Here is a 25,277-nt window from a genome sequence, read left to right as displayed (position 1 = left end):
TCATTAATCACAAGGTCATAATTATGGACATAATTAAAAAAATATTAATCGACGATATCGCACGGATAAATCTAAAAGAAAAAAGAGACGGTCGGTTAAAATTTAACAGCGATTTTGTCTACAAACATCCCTACCTGTGTCTGGCGATGTTGATTTCCTATGTTTTTGTCTTGGTCTTAATGTACTTAACGCCCTATTTCGGTTCTGGCTATATGATTGCCTTTACCGTTTTCTTTGCACTGATGTCTGCCATTTTAATGATGGAAATCAAGCCGATATTTAAGTTTGAAGATATAGGTATTCTTGATTTACGTGTTTGCTACAACGGAGAGTGGTTCTTTAGTCGTGCGTTATCGGCTCAGGCAATTGATGAAATATTGAATAATAAAAATATCAGTGATGACTTTAAACTTCGTTTTAAACATATAATTAATAACAAAGGCGAAATAGATTTCTATGATGTTTACGACTTGGCCTATCTGCCAAAAAAGTCACAACACATCAGTGAACCCAGTGCTAATGCACCACTCACCAGCACTTCTGCCCTCAGATAATCCCCGTTATCGCTCTCTTCACGCCCACCGTAAAACTAAATCTGGTGGGCCGATTTATCTGATAGATAGAAATTGTTAGGCAGATACCGCCAACTTATTAGATTTTTGTCTATAATCCACTGCTTAACCTAATTATAAGAGGCGGGTAGTCATGGATAAAATTGATGAGCAACTGATTGCAATTTTAGTGGGGAATGCGCGAGTCTCACTGAAAGAATTATCTCAGCAGGTAAACCTCTCCTCCCCCAGCACGTCTGAACGCCTGCGTCGTCTTGAAGAGCACAGTATTATCCGCAGCTACACCCTGGATTTAGATCCCCAAGCTTTCGGTTATAGCTTACAAGCCATTGTTCGCGTCACGCCCTTAGTAGGAATGCTGAATAAAGTAGAGAAAATCATTCAGGAAACACCGGAATGTATTGAGTGCGACAAGGTGACTGGTGATGATTGTTTTATCTGTCGCCTCTATATTCACTCGATAGAACAATTAGATACAATCATTGACCGCTGGGCAGAACAGGCAGAAACCCATACCTCGATTGTCAAAAAGTCGCCTGTTACAAGGCGCTTGCCCCCGTTAGTGCAGCCAACAAAGAGTACAAAAAGTTAAAATCTGTGTGATGAAACTCACTTTACCTATAATAAAGAGTTATCATTCACCTAATTATATAGATATTTAAAATGGACCCACAATGAGTACCCATATCCTAAATCAGACGCCAGAAGACTCGTTAATTCAAACGCTGCCCTACGACAGTTGGAGCATTGAAACAGGCAATCTGAGTGCTATTGAGCCCCTGGAGCAAGGTAAGGTACTCTTTTTGCCGCATCTCTGTTTTGGGCTAAGTGAGCAGGAGAAACAACTGCTTGACCCGACACTGGTTGACGTAAAGCGCAAAAACATCAGCTTCAAACCATTAGAAGGCGTACTGACGGGTATCACTGATGAAAGCAAAGTTGCGTTAACCCGCCAGTTACTCGAGCGTTATTACCAGAGCTGCCTCAGCCTGGTGAAGCAATTACTGCCGGAATATACCACCGTACTGCGCAGCCCGACCAATAGCCTCAGATTACACCCGGTGACAGCCTGGCGCGACAAAACCTCATGGCGAAAAGATGATAGTCGCCTGCATGTTGATGCGTTTCCCTCTCGGCCCAACTACGGTGAACGTATCATTCGCATATTTACCAATATAAATCCGTATGGCGAACCTCGTGCATGGCGCGTAGGTGAAGACTTTACTCAGCTCGCCCGCCGTTATTTGCCGCAACTTGAGCGCTATTCCCCCCTCAGTAGTTGGTTGCAACATAAGCTCGGTATTACCAAGCGCCGCCGCAGCCATTACGATCATCTGATGCTTCAGTTGCATGATAAAATGAAATCAGATTTGGATTATCAGCAAAACGGCCTGCAACAGGCAATTGATTTTCCCTCCGGCAGTAGCTGGATCTGTTTTTCTGATCAAACACCTCACGCCGCAATGGGGGGGCAGTTTATGTTAGAGCAGACCTTCCTACTGCCAGTTGATGGCATGAAAAACCCCCAACATTCACCGCTAAAAATATTGGAAACATTGACAAATAAAACGCTGATATAACGACGAAGGTATTATTGGCGATCTAACCCGCTGCATCAGCGGGTTTCTTTGACGAGACTTGGTTGTCCTGCCAAACTATTTATATGCTTAACCGCCTAAAAAAATTAACGCAGCATCTTGATCACCGATATAAAAATTAATATTATTTCCCCCCGTGTGAAATAGCACCTATCATTGGAGGTTAATATGGTTAAAGTCTATGACAGAAATAGAAACCAGATTATCCCAGGGAAACGTGTCATGGTTGCACAAACCGGGGAGATTGATGTTGCCAAGGCTATCCATGCACAAGGGCTGGCCCCTGTTCAGGCTGAACGCGCAAAAGTTGTTGAGTTGCAACATACCGGTGAACGCTATGTTCCTTTTGACTTGGTCAGATTAGGTTAATTGTCTGTTCATCAATATATTCTGTCTGCAAATAATATTATTTTATAATATTGCCATTTATTTTCCGGGGTTAGCTTGTTATTACTATTAGCGGATTTTCAATAACAGCACTCCGACTAAGTTATTTACGCCCGGCCTATTTAGCTTAATCATATATATTACCTAATAATACACTTTATATATCCGGCTGACATTTCTATCAGCCGGATACTCTCCCCCTAAATATGGCAAGCCGGCTCAATGACCTGAGCGACTCTCTTCTGGAAGGTATCAAGTTGGCACAGTTTGTCATCGCCACTGTTTTCACACCCCTCAACAGCAACTGAAATCATGCCGGCTGGATTGTTCTTCAAATCCAACATCTCGGCCTTTCGCAACTGATCCATTGTTTGGTAGAACATTTTTACCGCAACATAACGCTGATGATTATCGGGATTCTGCCATAACTCAAACACTAAACCACCACCGGGCGGGGTATTATCTGGTTGCTGCGGCAGTTGCCAGCTGGCACCCAACATGCCTGCAATATTTGCGATATTGGTATCATGGCCACCAATGAATAGCACCCGGTTTTGCGGCGATAGCGGCAACGTTTGCCCAAGTGCGTCAGGTTGGAGCGTTAAGGCTGCATCAATCTGTTGTAACAGTGGCGTCCCTTTATGGCGGGCGATATACGGCGTTTTTGCCATTAAATCAAATTGCACATTGTGAAGCGACAGAAGTGAGGCCCAATTCTCTGTTCCACTCAGCCTATTCCAGGCCACATTTGGCATGTTTTGCGCGTTTTGCAGTAAAAAGATTTCACCCAATGTCGATGATAAGGCGAGTGGGCCGTTGAGCGACACTTTACTCCCCTCTTTATTAACCTTAATTTCATTCGCGGCAAAATGGGCAAAATTACAGGCTTTGTCATTCTGTTGTCGTGTTTTGCAATAAGGTGACTTCGCGAAATTCAGCACCTCGCCCATTTGAGCAAAAGGTTTGGTATAGCGCTCCCCCAGCGAACTTAACGGCCCACCAAGATGCTCTTCAACGGCTTTCTGAGTTTGCACAGCATCTAATTTGCATACACCGGCTTCAACCGGATGGAACAATGGGTCTGTTTTTTTCAAATCTGCTTGATAATGTACTTTCAGACCGCAATCAGGAGCCACGCCATCAAGAAATGCCTGCCCCGTCAAGCGGGTTCGTTGATCAATATCTGCCTGTGCATAGATAACGCCCTCTGCCGGGCAGCCCGCAAGCAATAACCCTTTGCTACGAAAGTAGTCACCGTAGAACTGCCCCATCAGCGTCACTAATTGCGCGCCGCGAGGCGTTAAATACCCTGCTTTTACCGGCCATTGCGGCCACTTATCCGGTGTGACGTCATTCATCAACTGAGTTTGTTTGGTCGGAGAGCGCACACCGTGACGACTCAAGATAACCACCCGCTCTAAGGTATAACCGGCTGGTTGTGCTACTGCCGGGGCCGCCGTCACTGTGAAACCGCTCAACATCAACACCAGCCCGGAAAGTTGTAGGCTGTTCTTTAATACTGTCATAATTTTATGTCCTTATTAAAACTGCCAATATTTTCACCTGTTCGAGTATGGTCGACGAACGTTAGGCCAACAATGCACAGAAATAACAAACCGTCAGATGGCAGCAGAAAAAAGTTATGCAGTTAACATATTTAACGAACCCGGCAAAATATCCCTCCTCACGCGGTTGAACGACAAAAAACAGTATAAATTGCACTAAACTTGATTCTCTTCTCATTGTGAGATTGGCATTTGGCTGATTATGGTATTAACAGCATTTATACATATAAGGAGGTATAACGCAGAAATCCCCTCCGGTTACTCATCGGAAAGCCTTTGTCATATTAGGATTGTTGAGTGTAGCTCGTTAATTCGACGGCTATACATATAAATCATAAGGAGTTTGACATGCGGAAAACAGGCGATATCGACAGAGTCATGTCGGCAAGACAACTTCCAAACAAAGCCGTAGCACTGATTCTTGCGGGTGGTCGTGGCTCACGTCTTAAAGATCTTACATCCGTCAGGGCGAAACCCGCAGTTCACTTCGGCGGAAAATACCGCATTATCGACTTCGCATTATCTAATTGCCTCAACTCAGGCATCCGCCGTATCGGGGTAATTACGCAGTATCAATCTCATACTTTGGTACAACATATTCAACATGGCTGGTCATTTCTTAGCGAAGAAATGAATGAGTTTGTTGATTTATTACCCGCGCAACAGCGCCAAGGGCGAGAACACTGGTATACCGGTACCGCCGATGCTGTTTTCCAAAACCTGGATATTATCCGCCGCTATAAAGCTGAATATATTGTGATTTTGGCCGGGGATCATATCTATAAAATGGATTACTCACGCATACTATTAGACCATTCGGAAAGCGGTGCGGCCTGCACCGTAGCCTGTATTGAGGTGCCGAAAGAGGACACTCATGCCTTCGGCGTGATGGAGGTTTCCGAAGAGCTGAAAGTGAAGATGTTTTGGGAGAAACCGCAAGAGCCACCAACCCTGCCCGGTAAACCAGATCGCAGCCTGGCCAGTATGGGGATTTATGTTTTTAACGCTGAATTCCTGTTCGAATTACTCACAAATGATCATATCGATGAGAACAGCAGCCACGATTTTGGCAAAGATATCTTGCCGAAGATCACTGAACAAGGCTATGTTTGGGCACATCCGTTCTCGCTCTCTTGTGTTTCCACCTCACCCGATGCCCCTGATTATTGGCGTGATGTAGGTACATTGGATGCTTATTGGCAAGCTAACCTCGATCAGGCTGCTATCACGCCAGAGTTAGATATGTATGATCCTCACTGGCCAATCCGAACTTATGCCGAACCACTCCCACCGGCAAAATTTGTTCAAGACAGATCTGGCAGCCACGGGATGACAATGAATACATTGGTCTCTGGTGGTTGTGTTATATCCGGATCGGTCGTGGTCAATTCAGTGCTATTTTCCCGAGTGCGAGTCAACTCATTTTGCAATATTGATTCCTGCGTGTTGCTTCCTGATGTCGAGGTTGGCCGCTCATGTCGCCTACAGCGTTGCGTTATTGATCGCGCCAGCAAAATTCCCGAAGGTATGGTGATTGGTGAAAATGCAGACGAGGACGCACGCCGCTTCTATCGTTCAGAGAATGGCATTGTGTTAGTCACGCGTGAGATGTTAGCAAAACTATAGGTGAAGATTACCCCCCTGCATGGACAAGTGGGGAATAATTTATATAATCAGCCCAAACAAACGAAAAGGTCTGATTATGTCATTTACTGAATGGGTAATACTGGGGGTTGTTATTGGTTGTGCCGTGGGTGCCTTACTGAAAATTTTGAGTAAGAAAAAAGGCCGTTAACCTCTTAATTTATGATTTTTCAAGACGGTACCGAAGGTGCCGTCTCTTTTGTCACTGCATATTAGTATCTTATATTAGAACGTATAACGTAGCCCTAAGCGAAAACGGTACTGTTCACGATTGTATTCACTCCAGCGATCCAACCATTGTAATTCAATATATGGCATCCAGTGAGTGTCTATCTTATAACTGAATTTATTGGTAATTTCCCAATGTGTGCTTTTGCCATTTCGACTGTGAAAATCATTCACCCGAACGAAGTAATGTGGTTCAAAGGTATATGACAGTACATCCGTCAGTTTGAAATTCCAGTACATGGCAAATTCGTGGGTATCATTGTGGGCATAATAGCCATTGATATCCTTTGACTCATAGTTATTATGATTATAACGGTAACGGCTTGTCAGATTAAAAACTGGCAAGAATTTATAATTAAGATCTATATAAGCCGCACCACCGGAACCGGTACTATTTGAGTTAATTAATCCACCGGGAGTAATCGTGATTTTATCCGTCAGGCGAAAAAGAGGATACCAACCTTCCAGCTCATTGTAGCTGTGTTTTAATTGGTCCATCTTACCGGCATTATAAGCATTGGTATACATCAGACCCGAACCATTATCGAAATTGTAGCCTCCGCGCAAAATGATTTCATGTTGTTCCGAGGCCGTGTTATAAGCTTCCCTTGTTTCAAGATAGGGTCTGCCAGAGAATGCACTAGCAGAGGTAATCAACGAGGTAATTAAAACAACTGAATTATATTTATTCATGGCAATCCCTATTTATAATAAATTAAGTTTTTTATTTTTATTACATAATGAAAAACTGACAAACAATCATCATGGCTATATATCCGCCATAAATCACCAGCAGAGAAATAGCACAATCAGAATTAATTCATGTCAGTCTTTAATCTTGCTACCACGCAAATAAATCATACTTGCTATACTGCTTATCATCCCGGTGTTTCTATTTTTCGCAGATTCAGTTCGGCAATTATTCTCACAAACCGTTGCTCATTGAGCTTATAGAATAGTCCCATCGTTACGGCTGCAATCATTGCCAAAGTACAAGGGTAGATAAATATTAACTGACGTAACCCCTCTAGTACCGATGCAGATTGTGCCACATTGGGAATATAGCCAATCTGAGTCAGCATAATCCCCGGAAGAAACCCGGCCAATGCAGCAGAAATCTTGCGTGAGAAGGTATAACCGGTATATACCGATCCTTCAGCGCGAATGCCAGTTTTCCATTCACCGTAATCCACTGTATCGGAAACTAACGCCCAATTCAGGCTATTCACAAATGCAGTCCCGAAGAAGGCCATACAGGAGAATGCCACAAACGTTACCGAACTGCTGCCCCAGACATAATTGAGCACATCGCCTAAGATCCATAACATTAACCCACTGAGGTAAACGGTTTTTTTACCGAAAAACTTCACTGCTGTTGGAACCAGAAACACCCCAATCAAAATACAACCCATACTAAAAAAACCCATATAGGACAGTAAATTAATATCCTGTAATACATATTGAGTATAATAAACCTGAATGGCCAGTTTGATATTGAACGCCGCCAGCGTACACAGGTTAGCAATACACAGAACTAATAACGGTGGGTTTTTAAATATGGCACAGAAGGATTTGAAAATACCCGGTTTATGGTGTGCCGGCATCGGCTCTACATAACGCTCTTTGACACCGGAATAGCACAACCACATACAGACCAAACCGAAAGTAACAAATATCAGCGACGCCACCAGATACCCCCTCTCTGGCGCAGAAGTAAATAGTAATTGGATCGGCATAAAGGCGACAGTACACAATAATAAGCCTACAGTGGCTCCGCCCTGACGCCAGGCGGCAAGATGCGCTCGTTCATTAGGGTTTTTGGTAATAGCGGGAACCATAGCGCCATACGAGCAGTTCATTAAGCTGTAAAACAGGCCAAATAACATAAACAGTAGCGTCGCCAGTACGGTTTTAATATTCAGGCTAAAACCCGTATTGAGAAAATTAGCCACTGCCAATAAAGCCACCGGCAAAGAGGCATATAAAATAAATGGACGGAACTTACCTTTCACACCAATATTACGGCGGGAATCCAACAGTACGCCGGTCAACATATCGGTAAAAGCAGTAAAAAACTTGGCAATTAAGAAAATAATGCCACCGTAAATGGCCGGAAGCCCCAGAATATCGGTATAGAACTTCAGCAAATACAGCGTCCCGATACATAGCATCAGATTGGAACCAAAATCCCCCATTCCATAGGCTATTTTTTCCCGTAGCGGTAATCTGCGTGTCACTGGGTTCTGGTTAGTTGAATGTTGCATCTGACAGGTCCTTTTTATTGTTAACCCGCTTACCTCCGGTACAATTTAATTCTGCGTCCAGAGCCTGCCATAAGCGGGATGTAGGGTTCAGTCTTATTAATTAACCGTTATTATTTATATTGTGACTTTATACCACCGGGCTGACATCGCGTTTACGCGCCTCCAGTTCGGTGACGATTTTAATGTAACTTTTCTCGGTCAGATGGTAGAAAAAGCCCATTGTCAGCGCCGTCAGGATAGCCAGCCCACACGGATACAAGAAGATTAATTGCGTTAAACCTTCAAGTGTTCTTTCTCCTTGAGCCACATTAGGTACATAGCCAATATAAGCCAGCATCACACCTGGGAAGAAACCAGCTAATCCCTGAGAGATCTTACGAAAGAAAGTAAAGCCGGTGTATACCGTTCCTTCTGAACGAACACCCGTTTTCCACTCGCCATATTCTACGGTATCAGATACCAGCGCCCAGTTCAGGCTATTAACAAACGCGGTGCCAAAGAATGCCAGGCAAGAGAACAAAACAAATAAAGTCGACGTGCTCCCCCACATATAGTTCATAGCATCGCCCAACATCCACAAACCCAGCCCCCCAAGATAGACGTTTTTCTTACCAAAACGCTTCACGACTGTCGGCACCAGCAATACCCCAAGCAGAATACACCCCATGCTGAAAAAACCCATATAAGACAATAGAGTGACGTCGTTCAGTACGTATTGGGTGTAATAAATCTGAATTGCCAGTTTGATATTGAAACCTGCCAGCGTGCACAAGTTGGCAATACAGAGAACAAACAACGGCTTATTACCCGTAATAGCTTTGAATGATTGCAACAGCCCAGGTTTCGGCACACCCGGTTTTGGCAGTTCAACATAACGCTCTTTAACGCCGGAATAACACCACCACATGCACAACATACCGACAAAGGCAAAGATAGCTGCAGCCACCAGGTAGCCAGTCTGCGCCTGCCCTTCAAACAGCGACAAAATAGGTACAAAACCGACTGTACACAACAGCAATCCGATGGTTGCCCCTCCCTGACGCCATGCGGCAAGCTGAGCGCGCTCTTGCGGGTTTTTGGTCATCGCCGGAACCATTGCGCCGTAAGAACAATTCATCATGCTGAAGAACAAACCAAACGTCATAAAGATCAGTGTTGCTGTAATAGTTTTACCAGTAATGCTAAAGGAGGTGCCGATAAAGTTGGCGACCACCAGCAAGGCAACAGGCATTGATGCATAGAGAATAAACGGGCGAAACTTGCCTTTTAGCCCAATATTACGGCGATTATCCAGCATCACGCCGGTACCGATATCAGTAAAAGCCGTAAAAAAGCGCGAGATGAGAAAGATCAACCCACCCCAGGCTGCTGGGATCTCCAGCACATCGGTATAAAACTTCAGCAAATACAACGTACCCACACACAACAGCAGGTTAGAGCCGACATCCCCCATCCCATAAGCGAACTTTTCGCGCATAGGAAGGGTCAACTTGACCGGGTTTTGGTGTACTTCACTCATGGTAATTCTCCTGAAAGACCCACCGACAGGCAGGTCTTCGCCCTGTGTTATAACGCCCGTAATGATGCAAACAATTCAGCCCATTCACTGCTCGCACGATAGAATACTGGTGGCCTCCCTATTGGGGCCGGTAGCGTTACTTCACCCCCGCCACCGTGTGGTTCGCCGGTCCACAGATTTATCCAGTTATCTTCTGGCAGATACAACGTCCAGTCAGTACGGCCCTCTTCATATACCGGAGCGACCAACAGATCACGACCAAACAAGTACTGATATTTCAGGTGATAAGTGTGAGCGTCATTTTCGTAATGCAGAAATAGCGGGCGCATCACGGGTAAACCAGATTGTGAATTCAGTGACACCGCCTGTTTGATGTAAGGCTTCAGCGTGGTAAACACATGGGTCATGCGGGCAAACTGGCGAATCGTGTCGATATCACCATCAAACTGCCAGTTATCATCCGGGCGGTTACCTTCGTGAGTGCGCATTAACGGGGTAAAAGCACAAAATTCACACCAACGCATCAACAGCTCTTTACTACGTTTCATGTCAAATAGGGTGGTATAGCCGCCGATATCACTGTGATGCAGGCCGTGGCCAGTCATGGCCAGTGATAACGCTGCGGGTATCACTGACGCCAAACCATCATCAAGGCTCCAATCGACGTTTTGGTCACCGGCCCACATCATCACCGAGTACTTTTGGCTACCGGTATAACCTGCACGCATAAAGAACAGTATTTCGCCCAATTTACCGGTTTCGGTTAACGCATCGTAGTTACACTTAGCCCACAGAGCAGGCCAGGCGTTATGCATAATTTCTGCATCAACACCGTTGTCCATCACGGTATCGGTCGGCAGGTATTCACCAAAGTCAGCCATCCAGCCATCAAGCCCAAACTCAATCAGATTCTTTTTAATGACATCTTTATACCAGTCGTAGGCGGCCGGTTTGGTGAGATCGACAACTCCGGCATAGAATTCACCAAACTCCACCTGGTAATCGTTGCCGTTATAGTCTTTGGTTAGATAACTCTTTTCTGCCGCTTCGGCGTACAGCTCTTTTTCAATGGCAACATACGGATTGATATAACCCAGGAAACGCACGCCTTCGTTCTTCCACTGCGCAATACGTTTATCCAGTGCTGGGTACAGCTCGCTATCCCAGCGCCAGTTCCACATCAGGCGCTTACCAAAGGAAGTAATGCGACGACCTTCCCAGTCTTGTGCCCAAATACCGCTGACTTTCACACCATGTTCACGCATCACATCCAGTTTCTGCTGGCACACCTCAGTCCCGCCCTGAATCCCCAGAATCACCCCGTCATACACCCAATCCGGCAGTTCTGGCTGGCGGCCCAGTAATGCTGTCAGTTTTTCTAACAGACGGATGTAGCTGTCAGCACATTCAAAACGCAGCACTGCGCTGTCTTGCCAAATCGCCAGTTCATGGTAATCCGGCGACGAAAAATCGAAATTCATGTAACAACTGTTATCAACGTGGCAGTAATATTTTTGGCTACTAACAAATGTCGGTTGTGGGAAGAATGTCCAGTAATAATCGCCACCGGCGTTTTCTTTGCAATCGGCCTGCCAGGTAACATAGCTTTGTTTGTTACGGCCAACCCCCTGCTCGCTGGTCCACAAGGGGAAAGGCTTCCCACGCAGATTGAAATAGGAAAACTGCTCACCACAGCCGTAAATATGGTCTTCCTGCTGTGCAGCCAGACGCAACCACATTCTGTTATTCTCTTTATCGCTATTACTGAGCGTCATCTCCAGCCGCCCTGCCGCATCACCGGTAATATGCAGCGTGGTTTGCGCCACGTCACCACGGCTAAAGTGGATATCCCAACCACGCCCCTGCGGGGTGATAACGGTATCCGTTAGCGCCAGTTTTTCGCTCAGACAATCTTTGACACTGAAATTACCCCGAAACATGTCGATATCGGCTTCGCCACGGCCAATCCACAGGCACGGTGCCTGTGCGCTATGTTGCAGCAATAAACGCTGTTTGAAAGACAGGGTGAAACCGCCATCGTGCTCAGCCAACTCCAACCCCGGCAGAATGTCAGATTGATACGTCATAATAAAATCCCCAAGTAATGTAAATGCTGTTGATTTTGCTACGGTATCCGACATCAGCCAGATACCTATTTATCAGAACATGTGGCCCGCAAAACGCGGTAACATCAGGTCAGCTCGATCACCTCAAGGCCGAGCAACTGAGCGACTTTTCGCAGCAACGGACGGTGGTCACCGTAGACCAGTGAGGTATGGTGCTCCATACCGGCATCCAGCAAGCGTTGGCGATAACAGTCAGCATCGATATCTAACCGAGCGGTTCCAGCAGTTCCCGAGAACGCCAGCGGTGCTTTGATCATCTCCCCGCCGGCCAGCATCAGGCGCAGTTTGCCCTCACCCTGCGTAATGCGGCATAGGGTGATACGACCGGGTTTGAGGGAAAATTCAGAAAGCAGGGGTAGCTTACGATTGGAGTGGATGGTGGCCTGAACCGGCCCATCACGATCAGCCATTTCAATCGGTGCCTGGCCGCAATGCCAGAACACCACACTATTGGATACCGGATCGATATCCACCAGATCGGTATTGAACGCCGCATTGCCCGAGGCCCATTGCGCCATTAATGATGAGAGCACGCCAAACATATCTGCCTCACAACCACATGGCACTTTATCTTCGTTCATCAACGCCAATGCACCGCAAGCCGCGCAGCCATAATCGGTGAAAAAGTCCGGCCAGCAGCGAACAGCAATACCGGAGTAACCTTCTAATTGAGCTTTTTCACGTAGGGCTGAGTAGACTTTCAGCGTTTTACGGGTGGCTGTTTGATCCATTTCAGCCAAATTTGGGAAGTCTTTGGCTCGGCGCTGATACGGCGCATCGGCTACGCTATCCGGCAATGCTTTGACTTCATCGATAAATTCCGACACCGGCTGGCGAACAACACTAACCCCCAAGTGTTGGGTCAATTGTTGTTGGTTGTAATTACAAGCATCAAAACCCAGCGGATGATCGCCAATCACCATTACTTTGGCCTGTTTAAAACGATTGACGATAGCCGCCGCCTGCGCCAGTTGCTGTAGTTCACTTACCACGCGGGCATCATCTGGCAGGCCATGAATGGTTTGGAGCTTGATATTTTCCCGACTCAAAGCATGACATGCCAGGTTAACGCCGCAGAATGAATTCAACCGTAAACGCCCCCCAGTGCGTGCTTCGGGGAACGACCACATGGCAGTCGGCACTGGAAAATCACGCACCACTTCACAGGTCAATGAGGCATCGGTAAACGTCACCTGTAAAATTAGCAGTAAATCAAGATTAGCCTGCTTCAACGCGGGCAAGGCTTGTAATGCTGATTCAGCATCAAATTGCAGCGCGGGTTGCCCAATCAATTCGATGTCCATTGCACTCAGCGTTTTCCACGCCTGAGCGAGCATTTCCTCTGCATAAGGCACATCAAAAGTATTTCGGCCTAAGGCCAATACACCCACTTTTGCTTTTTTATTCATCATCTTGCTTCCAGTGAATTTAATAACTTACGGATTGGCGCAGCTCAAGCGACAACACTAAAACAGTGCTCAGTACAGCTTTGGTATTTTTGCCCTGGCCGCAGAATGACTTCAGGAAAATGGCCATAATGAATGCTGTCAGGAAAGGCTTGAGTTTCCAGACAGACTCCCGAGAACGCTTGATAGCGATGCCCTGCTTTACCGTTCCACACTTTGTTGGAAAGTTTGAATGCGTTATAAAACTGAATACCTGGCTGCGTAGTACAAACATCCATTACCCGGCCAGAATGTGGGCAGATAAGTGTGGCCGCAGGTTGCAGATCGAGGTTGCTGTTGGGTGATAAATTGTTTTTTCTCAGAACATAATTCACGTCAAAATCCTGCGCTGGGCGCTGCTGCATGGCATCCCCTAAGCGACGGGCATTGCGGAAATCAAACGCGGTTCCGGCAACACGGCGAATCTCCCCTGTCGGCAACATGCTGGCATCATCCACCGGAGTCATAAAATCCGCATCGATTTTCAACTGCTGATCATGAATCAGATGGGTATGACCACTCAGGTTGTAGTGACTGTGATTCACGAGGTTAACGACTGTCGGCTTATCGGTTTCTGCCTCAAAACTGAACCTCAGCACGTTGGCATCGGTCAGGCCAATCCGATGGCGCACCTGCAAATTGCCCGGATAACCCTCTTCACCATCCAGCGAAGTGCGACTGAAAATAATGCCATCACCATCTTCCTGTGCTTGCCAGACATATTTATCAAATCCGCGCATCCCCCCATGTAAATGCTGGCCGGTAGGCAGTTCATTGGTTGCCAGCACAGACTCCTGCCCGTCAATCTTGAAACGTCCACCGGCGATACGGTTGGCACAGCGCCCGGCAATAGCACCAAAAAATGGATGACCGGCCTGATAGGATTTCAAATCATCAAATCCCATTACGATATCGTCCAGTTGCCCGTTGCGGTCTGGCACCCAAAGCTGAGTAATGATGCAGCCGTAATCAGTAACGCAAAGCCGGGCGCCTCGGCTATTGGTCAGGGTAAATAGTGAAACTTCCTGCCCTTGATGCTCGCCAAACGGCTGGCGTTTAATTGTTGTCATGACCTTTTCCTTGTATTTCGTACGGCAGTTCTCTTACCCGTTCAGTGTGAGAAAGCCATGCCGTACGACAGATATTCCACATTAACCTGCGAAAGCGGCGGCCTGGCCTTGACTGCCAAATAAGCGAATTTTTTCAATTACTTTTTGCTGCATGACATCGCGCCCGCGCCCCAACGAAACGGCCAGTACATATTCATCCGGCGATGCGGCCAGCACTTCACTCACCCCTTGGGTGAAAGCCTGACGCAATTCGGTATCAACATTGACCTTCGCTACACCCAGCGTAATGGCGCGGCGGATTTGCTCATCTGGCACACCAGATCCCCCATGCAGAACAATCGGTTTTTTGACAATTTCACGCATCTCCTGCAAACGCTCAAACGCCAGCTTCGGCTCCTGCTTATACATCCCATGTGCAGTACCGATCGACACCGCCAGATAGTCAACTGTCGTGAGTTCAGAGAACTTAAGTGCTTCGGCGCAACTGGTGATCAAGGCATCTTTTTCGTCAACTGAAATGTCATCTTCAGTACCGCCTATCTTGCCTATCTCACCTTCAACGCCGAGATTCAGTGCGTGGGCGACATCAGCCACCGCACGGGTAATACGCACATTTTCATCAAATGAAAGATGAGAGCCGTCGAACATCACTGACTGAAAACCCGCCTGAACCGCCTCCATGGTCTGTTCAAAACTGCGGCTGTGATCAAGGTGAATACAGACGGGCACAGTGATGTCATGCATAAACGCATCGATCATCTCTTTCATCGGTTTTAGCCCCATAACGCTGATGACTTTTTGGCCAATTTGCAGCATCACCGGAGCCTGTTCCTGTTCGGCGGCCAGTAAGATCGCACGGATGGTTTCTGCGTTATGGACGCTGAACGCACCGATGGCATAGCCGTGCTGCCATGCGTGTTGAATCAAAGTATTACCGGATACATAAGACATGTTCTCTCCCTATGGCGCACTGCGTATCAGGCGCTTAATCATCAATGAATGAATAGAAATCATTTGGTTTCAGGTAAACCGGACTGGCAGCGTACCTGTTGTAAAATCGCACTCCAGTCCTGACGCCCACGTCCACTGGCTCTGGCCTGGCTGTAGACTTCACGAGATGCGGCCCCCATTGGCATGGTGACGTGTAATTGGTTCGCCACATCAAGGGCTATCCCCAAATCTTTGTGGGCCAGATCAATCATGAACGCCGGTGTTAAATCTCCTTTCAGCACTTTGTTCGGCCAGGTTGTGGTGAAATGCCCTTTACCTGCGGGTGTTCCACTCATCACTTGCAGCGCAACATCAAACGACAAGCCCAGCGCTTCGCACAGCACTGCGGCCTCAGCTGAAAGTGCATTGAGCGCAATACTCATGTAGTTATTGATTAACTTGACGCGGATCCCCATCCCCGGCCCGCCTGCGTTGATAAGTTCTGATCCCATCGCCATCAGCAACGGCGTTGCCCGTTCTACCTGCTGTGGCGTGCCGCCTGCCAGAATCAGCAGTGTGCCGGCCTGAGCATGATCTGAAGTGCGCCCCACCGGGGCATCCATAAAGCTGAACCCGTTGCTCTGCATATCTTGTATCAGCCGATCCGTTTGCAATGGATGAATGGTAGACATATCAATCACCAATGCCTTGGGCGACAAGCTGCGGCAAACGCCATCGGGTGCAAACAGCACCTCACGTACCAAATCGCCATTCGGTAGCATGGTGATAACAAACTCCGCCCCTTCAGCGGCCAGTGCTGCGTTCTGGCAACCCGTCGCGCCAAGAGCAACTAATTCCGCGACGGCGGCGAGGCTAATATCGAAAACATTCAACTGATGCCCATGTTTAATCAGATTACGGGCCATAGGAGTCCCCATTTGCCCTAATCCGATAAATGCTACTTGTGCCATTAGTCTCTCCTGTCACCTGATGTCATTTTCTAGTTAAAGAACTGAACTGTTTTGATTATTTTTGATCGTATTTGTAATTTATGGTCAAAAAATTGACATGCGTCACTCTTTTAACATTTGAACGAATTAAAATGGCCACATCGTGATCAGCAGCCCCTTTTGGGCTAAACAAGGAACTCAGACCATGACCCGAATTGCATGTGTAGGCATTACGGTCCAAGACCGGCTCTATTACCTGACAGCGCTGCCCAACGGTGGAGGGAAATATGTGGCGCGTGATTATCGTGAAATTGGTGGAGGGCCAGCGGCAACGGCCGCTGTTGCGGCGGCGCGATTGGGAGCAGAGGTCGATTTTATTGGCCGCGTAGGTGATGACGCCACTGGCAATAGCTTGCTGGAGGAACTGGAAAGTTATGGCGTAAACACCGCGCTGAGTCGCCGCTATTGTGGTGCTGGCTCATCGCAGTCTGCGGTGCTGGTCGACAGTCAGGGGGAACGCATCATCATCAACTATCCAAGCCCTGATTTACCAGAAGATGCACAGTGGTTAGCGGAGATCGATTTTAGACAATATGACACCGTATTAGCTGATGTTCGTTGGCATCAGGGTGCGTTAACCGCATTTTCCTTAGCACGCCAGGCGGGTGTAACAACCTTGCTTGATGCCGATGTCACGCCACAGGATATCCGCCCTTTGGTGGCCCTGGCTGACCATGTGGCATTTTCTGAACCCGGCTTACGCCGAATGACCGATGATAATAATATTACATCCGCTCTGATGAGGGCGAAAAGTGACACAAACGGACATGTCTATGTCACCTGTGGCAAAAGGGGCTGCTACTGGTTGGAGAATGGACAACTGCAACATCAAGCGGGTTTTGAGGTAAAAGTCGTCGATACCACCGGTGCCGGGGATGTTTTTCATGGCGCATTGGCGGTGGCACTCAGTAAAAAGCACGGTATAAACTATGCAGTAAACTATGCTAATGCGGTTGCCGCCTTAAAATGTACACGCCCCGGCGGAAGGGCTGGAATACCTGATTGTGATCAAACTGACTCTTTCCTGGCGCAATATGTATAAAATAGACAATGGTATGACGAATTAAAGAGAGCTAAGCATGAGTCTGACAGAACTGACCGGGAACCCGCGCCACGATCAACTGATTCAGCTGATCGCCAGCCGCGGCTATATGAATATTGATGAACTGGCACAATTGCTGGATGTTTCGACTCAAACTGTGCGTCGTGATATCCGTAAACTCAGCGAGCAAGGGCTGATTACACGCCATCACGGTGGTGCAGGCCGCGCTTCCAGTGTGGTGAATACGGCCTTCGAACAGCGGGAACTCTCTTATACCACAGAAAAAATGGCCATTGCCGAAGCGATTGCCGATTACATTCCCGATCGTTCAACGGTATTTATCACCATCGGCACCACGGTTGAACACATTGCTCGCGCGCTAATGAATCACAGCCATCTACGGATTATTACTAACAGCCTTCGGGTTGCACATATCCTGTATAAAAATACCGATTTTGAGGTAATGGTTCCAGGCGGTACATTACGGCCAAATAATGGTGGCATCATTGGCCCCAGCGCCGTTTCCTTTGTTGAGGGATTTCGTGCTGATTATCTGATTACCAGTATGGGGGCCATTGATACGGATGGCAGTTTACTGGAATTTGATGTCAATGAGGCCACGGTGGTGAAAGCGATGATGGCGCATACCCGCCATATCTTTCTGGCAGCAGACCATACTAAGTTCCATGCATCAGCGGCAGTGGAGATTGGTAATGTCGCGAAAGCCACAGCACTGTTTACCGACGTTGCTCCACCGCTGCAATTGGCTGAGTTATTACAGCAGCAGCAGGTGGAACTGGTCGTCACACACATAGGAAATCAAGAACCTACCCTCTGAATTGAATTCAAAAAGCAGGCGGTGAAAACCTGCTTTCGTTTTTTAACGCGTAAATATTAAGTTCGTCAAAGGTGCGTCCACCAATACCAACCACAGTTGGAACGCACTAAAGTACCACGACGGATATTCCCATGATGAAGCCCTATCCATGTAAGAGCGATGGGCCTTCAACTATTGCACGAGAAGAAGTAGATATTATCCTGCATATTTAGATACGGCATATATGGCGGTTTCTAAATAGCCTTAGTCCGTAACCGGCATCGCTACTTCTGCTTGTACGAAACCATAACGGCTCAGTGGTGTGACGTTAACAGAACTAGGTGACGACTTAATTGGGAATTGCTTGCTAACACCTGGCAAAATATACGGATTACCTAAAGCCACTACTTCATTTCCCGGCACTAAAATCACCTGAGGCCCTAAGCGAACCACATGTTTGCTCGGGTTTTTGATGATCAGGTTATTTCCTGAAACTGAAAAAACCAACTCTTGCCACGGCGTTTTTATTTGTGGCACCGCATTCGGTTGAATGAGAAATCCTATTTCCTGGCGAATAGGCATCACAGTCGCGTTCCCCTGAACCTGCTCAACCCCTTCAAATGACGCTTTTAGCAGCACCTCCGTATCAAGCACCGTGCCTTTCTTTAAGACAAAGTTAACCTGCTGACTCTGCCCGGCTTCAATGCGAGTCACTGGAGGAGAAATAAGAATTTGTTTGCTCAATGCATTACCATCCAAATCAACCACTTTAGTCACCAGCAGAATTGGATTACCAGAAGTATTATCAATAGTGAAACTGGTGCGCCCCTCACTCTCTTTCAAAATAACAGAAGTACTTTCTAATTTAAAAGAAGCATAAGACGCTGTTGTCCAGCAACTCAATAGTAGCCATAGATTAAAAACCATTACCTTTTTAATACAACTAAGCAACGTTGTGGATGCAGACGTTGTGCAATTACTACTCATCATATTGTGCATAATAGATCCTATATTCAGAAGATATTTACTGCATTTCTTACCGTTGTCATTAACGGATTATTCACTGACAAACCCCATCAACGGCTTCATATAACGTATCCGGGGCAAATTTTTCTGGTTCGCGATAATTAACGACACACTCACTACTGTTAGCAGGCTTGATACGTAGCGTCATACCAATAGCCTTATTTTCGAGCATAAAATTCCCATCACCAATAATTGTCCCCTGAAAATTGCCTTTTTCATCAAGAACGTTGGCACCAATCGGAATCATTTTCCCTTGGCTATCGCGAATAGTCAGCAGCAATTGCCGAGTTTCCGTCGCTTCAAAATTACGTGTTGCTACGGTGCCACGCGTCATCATTAAATCTGCACTGGTACTGTTTAGACGAATATTTAGCGGCAATGTTTGGGTACTTATTTGGGCTTTCGAAGCCGTATATGGCATCACCGAAGGCAGCAATGCCGTTCCTGCGTAATCGGTAATCGCCATACCACTGCTCGGCGAAGAAATACGTAAATTCGATTGATTTGGCACGTTCACCACAGCAAAAGTATCGCCAATCGCTGACGACGAGGTGGCAAAGGTGCTATTTGCATAAGCCACGGAACCACTAGATGAAAGATACGCGGAGCGACTATTGTTGGTCGCCTGAGAAAGGCCACCTGCTAATTGTGAATAGGCAGTTTTTATATTCATAGTGCCGTTAATACGCCGTTGGCTATCGCTACCTGTGATACCCACCGAGTAACCTTTGTTGTCACCCCAAGCGCTTTGATAAGTGCTACCCAGTGTCATATTACCGTTATTGCGTTGCATACGACCACTTAAAGACCCTCGCCCCAAAGGCAAACTGATACTGGCATACAGCGTATTATTCCCTTGTGAATTGGACTGAAAACTTAGCGTGGTCGTTACCTGACCAAATTGTTCACTGGCTGAAAATGTATGAGAAACACTGTCTGCCGCTTGATAATACATAGTATTAGACAATACGTAGGAAAATGCGCCCCAACGTGGATGCGCCCAGGTTACCGCAGCCGAGGTTGAGTTCTTTAATTTGCCATGCATCAGGTCATTTAAATTATTTCCACTGCTCAAGGCATTATCCGGTGACCAATAATTGGCCGAATTATATACCGATGATAATGACGCACTTAAATTACCATTGATTGCTAATTGATTTTGAACTGAAAATTGGTATCCCTGCCCAATATCCTGGGTATTGGTATAACTTGCCGCGGCTGAAAACCAGGCATTATTTAAACCACTATAGAGATTCTGGATACTGATATTTTGATAATCAGTGGAAAGTAACCCGGCAGTGGTCAGACGAAAAGCATTCGCCGGATTGAACGACATTTCACCTGATGCTAATAGTGGTGACTGACCGTTGCCATTAGCCAAAGTATCGCGATAACGGCCTACCACCAATTGATAAGTGCTCGCCTGTTGATCAACATTAGGATCGAGTGCATTTGAAACGGTAAAGTGCTGCTGAGTACCATCCTCTTCAATAACATCAACATCCGTGACCACGCCACTGGAGAAATTACTAATATTAGATAATGAAAAAGGGCCTGGTGCCACCACGGTACGATAAATAACCCTCCCACGCTGGCGAATTTCGACAGTGGCGTTAGTATTGGCAATCCCCTCAATCGGGACGATTAACTGAGTATTATTAAGTTGTGCATTATCAGAATACAACTGAATACCCGAAACCGGCAGCCCCGAAAATGTATCACCGACTAAACCAAACTCACCCAACTGAACTACAGATTTTAGTGATTCGATAGAACGTAATGCATAGGTTTCTTGATTATCATACTGACTAATCCCTTGGTTATAAGTGTAGGAACCCCTATTTCGCAGCACCCAATTATTGAAATTAATGCCAGGCTCGAATTGCCCTTGAAAAAGGTTAACATCATTGCTGTTACTTTCGATGCGTTGACCGAACATATTATAGTTAAGTAATAATGCATGACCACCGCGCTGATAATCCTCACCCTCTATTTCAGGATCAAAAGCTTCTTGCGGCAATGTTAATTCCACACGAAATTGACCGGGGAATAAATTGACAACCACTCCTGGCCACAGAGTCTCAATATCCTTGCAACTATCATCGCTATCTTTAGCATGTAACTTTAATGCCATCAGTAATTTTTTATCTGCACACAATTTACCCTCGCTGTCGAATGTTGCTTCAACACGATAGGTCTTACTGGCATTGATGATAATAGTGACATCATGTTGGCCGGGTAGAAATTTATCACTGCCACTGAAAAAGTCTGCTAATTCAGCGGAGTAACCTAATGCTTCCAGTGTCTTCACGTCAAAAGCAACTGCATTCTCTTTTATCGCGGGGAAGACCGCCATAGGAAAAATAGATAAGATGAGTGCTGTAAACTGAAAGTAATTACGACGGACGTTCACAGCGATTCCCTGGAAAAAAGGCTAGCGGTTTATTTATCAGCAATAACGTATGCTACACATGATTACCGCAATATCTATTCTCACCATGAGGTCATATACAATAGCTTATTCTAGGATTTTTATGAGCAAAGCAATGCGGAAGATTATTATAAAATGACCACCCTTGCCTTATTAAGGCATATAGCTATATGCCAAAAGCAAAATTCATAGTCAGAGAACCGTCAATATTGGTATCTTCGGTAATAGGCCCATTCATTGTGGTTGTTCCGGCTAATACTGGCGCAACAGTAATATCAGCATTGAATGTCTTTCCTGCGGTAGCGACAGCCGTGGAATTAGACCAACCGTAACGATAGCCCGTAACTAAATATGCACTGGTATTTGCTGTTCCGGCACCACTTCCCTGAGCGTAATACAGTGAAGAGCTTTGTCCATCAACAGAGGGATTACTTATGATAGCGGTATAAAAACCAATTTTACCTGTTCGATTAACATTACCCAGCCCATAGTTACGAGCAGTCGATGTATCACTGACAGAAGTCAACCGATTATCAACGCTGGTGTAGCTTAAATAGGTTACTGCGTCACAATTGACTGTCCAAGTTTTCGTCATACTGGGTAAAGCATTCACTGTAGTACCTGGCTTTACCTGTGTTGAAGAAATCTGTCCTAAATTATAAATACCATTATCAGGTGAAACCACAATACAACTAGGCACACCTATCTTCCCTTTCACTTTTAATTCCGCAGAAGGGGGAGCTGCCTGAACCGCGACAATGGTCAAAAATAAAGATGTCAATGCAGTTAAATTGATAATATATTTTTTCATAAAATGAGAAATAAACCCAATATATTAGTATCGCCAGCATTCATTCATAAATATTGCCAGACATGAACCAAAGAGCGCATTAATTTATCACTAAAAAATGACGCTCTTTAGTTAAAAAAACTATGCAGTCATTAGATACCGAATGCAAAGTTCATCGTCATTGAACCATCGATCTCTGCGTCTTCAGTGATCGGACCGGCCATCGTGGTCGTGCCGGCCAAAACAGGTGTTACAGTGATATCAGCAGTAAATATTTTACCCGTACTCTGCGTGTTGGCTGCGGAAGACCAGCCAGTACGCATACCGGTTGTCAGGTTCGCAGTTGGGGTCAAAGTAAATGTTGATGTTGCAGAGGTAAATAAGCTAGATGCTTTACCATCAACATTACCATTCTTGATTTGTGCTGTGTAGTAACCGATTTTACCGGTAGTATTCACAGTCCCTAAACCGAAGTTAGTCGTAGCAACTGCGCTCGACGTTGCTGCGCGGTTATCTACCGGAGTAAAGTTCAGGTAAGTATCGGCGTCACAGTTTACTGTCCAGGACTTGGTGATCGGGGCCAGCACAGTAGTCGCTGTACCTGACTTAACTAAAGAAGAAGAGAGTTTACCGATATCATAAACACCATTCGCTGGAGCAACAACGGTGCAGCTTGGCACTGTCAAAGTACCCGTTACTTTTAATTCTGCGGTTGGTGCTGCTGCATTGGCAACGTTAATACCTAAAATTAAAGAAGACAATACAGTAATTTTAGCCAGTTGCTTTTTCATTTAATAATCCTTATATAAAATATTTATCACTGAGTAAAAAAAGATTTTTTATGGACCAGAAACTAAGTCCGGAAATTGAATTCAACCACAATTTATTAACAAAAAATAAAAAAATGAATTCAAAATTTATGTGGCGATTAAACATCTTATTAACTTGACTGTATATCAGAACACAGGCTGACTTGGGGTAGGAATATTCCTACGAAAACAAGATTAAGGTATGAAAATGATATGTTTTTTAAGCTAAAAATCATCTATAAGTCGTGTTTTTTACATAAAAAAGCAGTTTATATGGTGAGATAATCATAAGGAAAAACGTTTATTTCTTTCCCCCCACAGGAAAGGATATAAAAAAAGCCTATAAATCATACAATTAAAAAACATCAAAATAAAAATACAAAGAAATATTAATATTGACACTTATAATCTAAGCATATTTTTATTTTCCGCCCAGCAAATGACAACCAAACTAATAGTAAGCATGTTAATTAACATAATTGTGTCATCATCCTTTTTATAATATTGGATGTTTATTAAGGTTAATTCATGTTTACTTTGTCCTTCTACGAATACACATAAAGATCAATATACTTCAACATGAACACCTAATTTACGGCTAAACATTTTTCCCCGTCATGCATCACCGTTTAGTGGTTCCAACAAATTAGAATGCTGCCCACGGCGGCACGATAGTTCATCCAACAGGTATTGGTTCGGATAATCCAATGACACCTGACAATAGTATCTATGCCATCGTCAGAAAAAGGCCGTACTCCATATACCTTCTACAGTGTCACCAACATTACAATCGAAGAAGCTATGTCACTGGTGATAATCGCCTGCATTCAAAGGGCTGGCAAATACCAAATGTGATAGGGATCGTTGAAAGAATTTCCTATAAGTGCTTGAATAATTATGTAGAGAGGATTCCATTCTCAAAGAGGTTACTCCCTCCACGGTTAAACGCCGCCTCATTAAACCGTGCGGCAAATTTCGATGATAATGGTTGCCAACATGCCCTCTTTTGCGGCATGTTGGCAGCAACACCTTCCTGCTTTAGACGTTCGAATTATCACTTTGTGAGCAACCTGATGATTAAGTGGCTGTGGAAAGCAAATCAACCGCAAGCAGAAATACTGGCACAGTGGCAGGAAGCCCTGAATATACCGCTATTGGCTCCATTGAATGAGCAGGAACTGCAACGCCTTGTCTCTGTTGCCAGCCAGTTACTGCAACAAAAGCGTTTCGTGCCTTTGCAAGGGTTGGAATTGACCCCATTAATGCAAGCTCGGCTCACGCTACTCTTTGCTCTGCCTGTTATGGAGTTGGGTGCCAGGTGGTTGGATGGTTTCCATGAAGTGCTTATTTACCCGTCGCCATTTGTCGTGGAAGATGATTGGCAAGATGACCTTGGGCTGGTGCATTCTGGTCAAAGCATACAATCGGGCCAAAGTTGGGAACAAGGGCCGATCGTTCTGAATTGGCAAGATATTCAAGACTCTTTTGATTTATCGGGATTTAATTTGGTCATTCATGAAGCGGCTCATAAGCTGGATATGCGCAATGGCGGTAATTCAAATGGAGTTCCCCCTATTGCCATGCGCGATGTGGCCGCATGGGAATATGACCTGCATAAGGCGATGGACTCTATTCAAGATGAGATAGATTTAGTCGGTATCGACGGGGCTAGCATGGATGCCTACGCTGCTAGTGATCCGGCTGAATGTTTTGCCGTACTCTCAGAGTATTTTTTCAGCGCACCAGAATTATTGGAGGGTCGCTTCCCTACTGTCTATCAACATTTTTGCGCATTCTACCGTCAGGACCCGTTAACCAGATTAAAACGCTTAGAGACTCAACTGGCGGAGAGTTAAAATTTTAAAAATACATAACGGCTTGATTAATTGCCAAGGGGCTTGCGACTAGAACGCACCGATAAATAATAGGATCTCTTGGATTCACTCGGTTTATGTCGTTATTTTTAGCACATCTGTTCAGATGCTGAGCAGTCAAACATAATAG

Annotated in this window: 21 protein-coding genes; 8 read left to right on the top strand and 13 right to left on the bottom strand. The window is 45.6% G+C overall.

What is annotated here, in order from left to right; translation table 11 throughout:
• Positions 1-23: 23 nt before the first annotated feature.
• From AT01_RS00270 to ydfZ, 4 genes are all read left to right on the top strand, one after another.
• Positions 24-554 (top strand): YlaC family protein, encoded by a 531-nt coding sequence (locus tag AT01_RS00270; RefSeq protein ID WP_042545631.1) that lies wholly within the window; start codon positions 24-26, stop codon positions 552-554.
• Positions 555-705: 151 nt separating this feature from the next.
• Positions 706-1,164 (top strand): Lrp/AsnC family transcriptional regulator, encoded by a 459-nt coding sequence (locus AT01_RS00265; protein WP_004701020.1) that lies wholly within the window; start codon positions 706-708, stop codon positions 1,162-1,164.
• Between the two features lie 82 nt (positions 1,165-1,246).
• Positions 1,247-2,152: a Kdo hydroxylase family protein gene (locus tag AT01_RS00260; RefSeq protein WP_042545630.1), complete on the top strand. Its 906-nt coding sequence runs from the start codon at positions 1,247-1,249 to the stop codon at positions 2,150-2,152.
• A 186-nt stretch (positions 2,153-2,338) separates the two neighbouring features.
• A complete protein-coding gene (gene ydfZ, locus AT01_RS00255) occupies positions 2,339-2,539 on the top strand; it encodes a putative selenium delivery protein YdfZ (protein ID WP_042545629.1) in 201 nt (66 codons plus the stop codon).
• 218 nt (positions 2,540-2,757) lie between these two features.
• On the opposite strand, the gene AT01_RS00250 is transcribed toward ydfZ, so the two are convergent.
• Complete coding sequence (locus AT01_RS00250; protein ID WP_042545628.1) at positions 2,758-4,083, bottom strand: AppA family phytase/histidine-type acid phosphatase; 1,326 nt, start codon at positions 4,081-4,083, stop codon at positions 2,758-2,760.
• A gap of 387 nt (positions 4,084-4,470) precedes the next feature.
• Here AT01_RS00250 and glgC point away from each other — a divergent pair, with 387 nt between their 5' ends.
• On the top strand, positions 4,471-5,748 hold the full coding sequence (gene glgC / locus AT01_RS00245; protein WP_042545627.1) for a glucose-1-phosphate adenylyltransferase: 1,278 nt from the start codon (positions 4,471-4,473) through the stop codon (positions 5,746-5,748).
• Positions 5,749-5,991: 243 nt separating this feature from the next.
• On the opposite strand, the gene ompL is transcribed toward glgC, so the two are convergent.
• From ompL to yihU, 8 genes are all read right to left on the bottom strand, one after another.
• The gene (ompL, locus tag AT01_RS00240; protein WP_042545626.1) at positions 5,992-6,687 is read right to left on the bottom strand and encodes a porin OmpL; all 696 of its coding nucleotides are present in this window, start codon (positions 6,685-6,687) and stop codon (positions 5,992-5,994) included.
• Positions 6,688-6,872: 185 nt separating this feature from the next.
• Positions 6,873-8,258 carry an MFS transporter gene (locus AT01_RS00235; RefSeq protein WP_042545625.1) on the bottom strand — a complete coding sequence of 462 codons (1,386 nt, stop codon included), beginning with the start codon at positions 8,256-8,258 and terminating at the stop codon, positions 6,873-6,875.
• Positions 8,259-8,385: 127 nt separating this feature from the next.
• Positions 8,386-9,777 (bottom strand): MFS transporter, encoded by a 1,392-nt coding sequence (locus tag AT01_RS00230; RefSeq protein WP_042545624.1) that lies wholly within the window; start codon positions 9,775-9,777, stop codon positions 8,386-8,388.
• Between the two features lie 47 nt (positions 9,778-9,824).
• Positions 9,825-11,864: an alpha-glucosidase gene (locus tag AT01_RS00225; protein ID WP_042548436.1), complete on the bottom strand. Its 2,040-nt coding sequence runs from the start codon at positions 11,862-11,864 to the stop codon at positions 9,825-9,827.
• 104 nt (positions 11,865-11,968) lie between these two features.
• A complete protein-coding gene (locus AT01_RS00220) occupies positions 11,969-13,315 on the bottom strand; it encodes an L-fucose/L-arabinose isomerase family protein (protein WP_235427202.1) in 1,347 nt (448 codons plus the stop codon).
• 41 nt (positions 13,316-13,356) lie between these two features.
• The gene (locus AT01_RS00215) at positions 13,357-14,418 is read right to left on the bottom strand and encodes an aldose epimerase family protein (RefSeq protein WP_042545623.1); all 1,062 of its coding nucleotides are present in this window, start codon (positions 14,416-14,418) and stop codon (positions 13,357-13,359) included.
• 81 nt (positions 14,419-14,499) lie between these two features.
• Positions 14,500-15,369, bottom strand: coding sequence for a class II fructose-bisphosphate aldolase (locus tag AT01_RS00210; RefSeq protein WP_042545622.1), 870 nt, complete (start codon positions 15,367-15,369; stop codon positions 14,500-14,502).
• Positions 15,370-15,428: 59 nt separating this feature from the next.
• Positions 15,429-16,319 (bottom strand): sulfolactaldehyde 3-reductase, encoded by an 891-nt coding sequence (yihU, locus tag AT01_RS00205; protein ID WP_042545621.1) that lies wholly within the window; start codon positions 16,317-16,319, stop codon positions 15,429-15,431.
• Positions 16,320-16,503: 184 nt separating this feature from the next.
• Here yihU and AT01_RS00200 point away from each other — a divergent pair, with 184 nt between their 5' ends.
• Positions 16,504-17,400, top strand: coding sequence for a PfkB family carbohydrate kinase (locus AT01_RS00200; protein ID WP_042545620.1), 897 nt, complete (start codon positions 16,504-16,506; stop codon positions 17,398-17,400).
• A gap of 37 nt (positions 17,401-17,437) precedes the next feature.
• Positions 17,438-18,238 (top strand): DeoR/GlpR family DNA-binding transcription regulator, encoded by an 801-nt coding sequence (locus AT01_RS00195; RefSeq protein WP_042545619.1) that lies wholly within the window; start codon positions 17,438-17,440, stop codon positions 18,236-18,238.
• A gap of 243 nt (positions 18,239-18,481) precedes the next feature.
• On the opposite strand, the gene AT01_RS00190 is transcribed toward AT01_RS00195, so the two are convergent.
• The 4 genes from AT01_RS00190 to AT01_RS00175 all read right to left on the bottom strand — a co-directional run bounded on the left by AT01_RS00190 (position 18,482) and on the right by AT01_RS00175 (position 23,255).
• Positions 18,482-19,144: a fimbria/pilus chaperone family protein gene (locus AT01_RS00190; protein WP_235427331.1), complete on the bottom strand. Its 663-nt coding sequence runs from the start codon at positions 19,142-19,144 to the stop codon at positions 18,482-18,484.
• Positions 19,145-19,277: 133 nt separating this feature from the next.
• Positions 19,278-21,599: a fimbria/pilus outer membrane usher protein gene (locus AT01_RS00185; protein ID WP_042548434.1), complete on the bottom strand. Its 2,322-nt coding sequence runs from the start codon at positions 21,597-21,599 to the stop codon at positions 19,278-19,280.
• Between the two features lie 241 nt (positions 21,600-21,840).
• Positions 21,841-22,485, bottom strand: coding sequence for a DUF1120 domain-containing protein (locus AT01_RS00180; protein WP_042545617.1), 645 nt, complete (start codon positions 22,483-22,485; stop codon positions 21,841-21,843).
• A 131-nt stretch (positions 22,486-22,616) separates the two neighbouring features.
• Entirely contained in the window at positions 22,617-23,255 is a 639-nt protein-coding gene (locus AT01_RS00175; protein ID WP_004701065.1) for a DUF1120 domain-containing protein, read from the bottom strand.
• Between the two features lie 1,091 nt (positions 23,256-24,346).
• On the opposite strand from AT01_RS00175, the gene mtfA reads away from it, so the two are divergent.
• Positions 24,347-25,129, top strand: a complete 783-nt coding sequence (gene mtfA / locus AT01_RS00170; protein WP_042545616.1) for a DgsA anti-repressor MtfA — start codon at positions 24,347-24,349, stop codon at positions 25,127-25,129.
• Positions 25,130-25,277 lie beyond the last annotated feature (148 nt).

Origin of the sequence: Yersinia aldovae 670-83, from assembly GCF_000834395.1 — a bacterium.
GTDB classification, from domain to species: domain Bacteria; phylum Pseudomonadota; class Gammaproteobacteria; order Enterobacterales; family Enterobacteriaceae; genus Yersinia; species Yersinia aldovae.
Note: the sequence above shows the minus strand (reverse complement) of the source record. Positions and strands in the feature narration are given on the sequence as shown.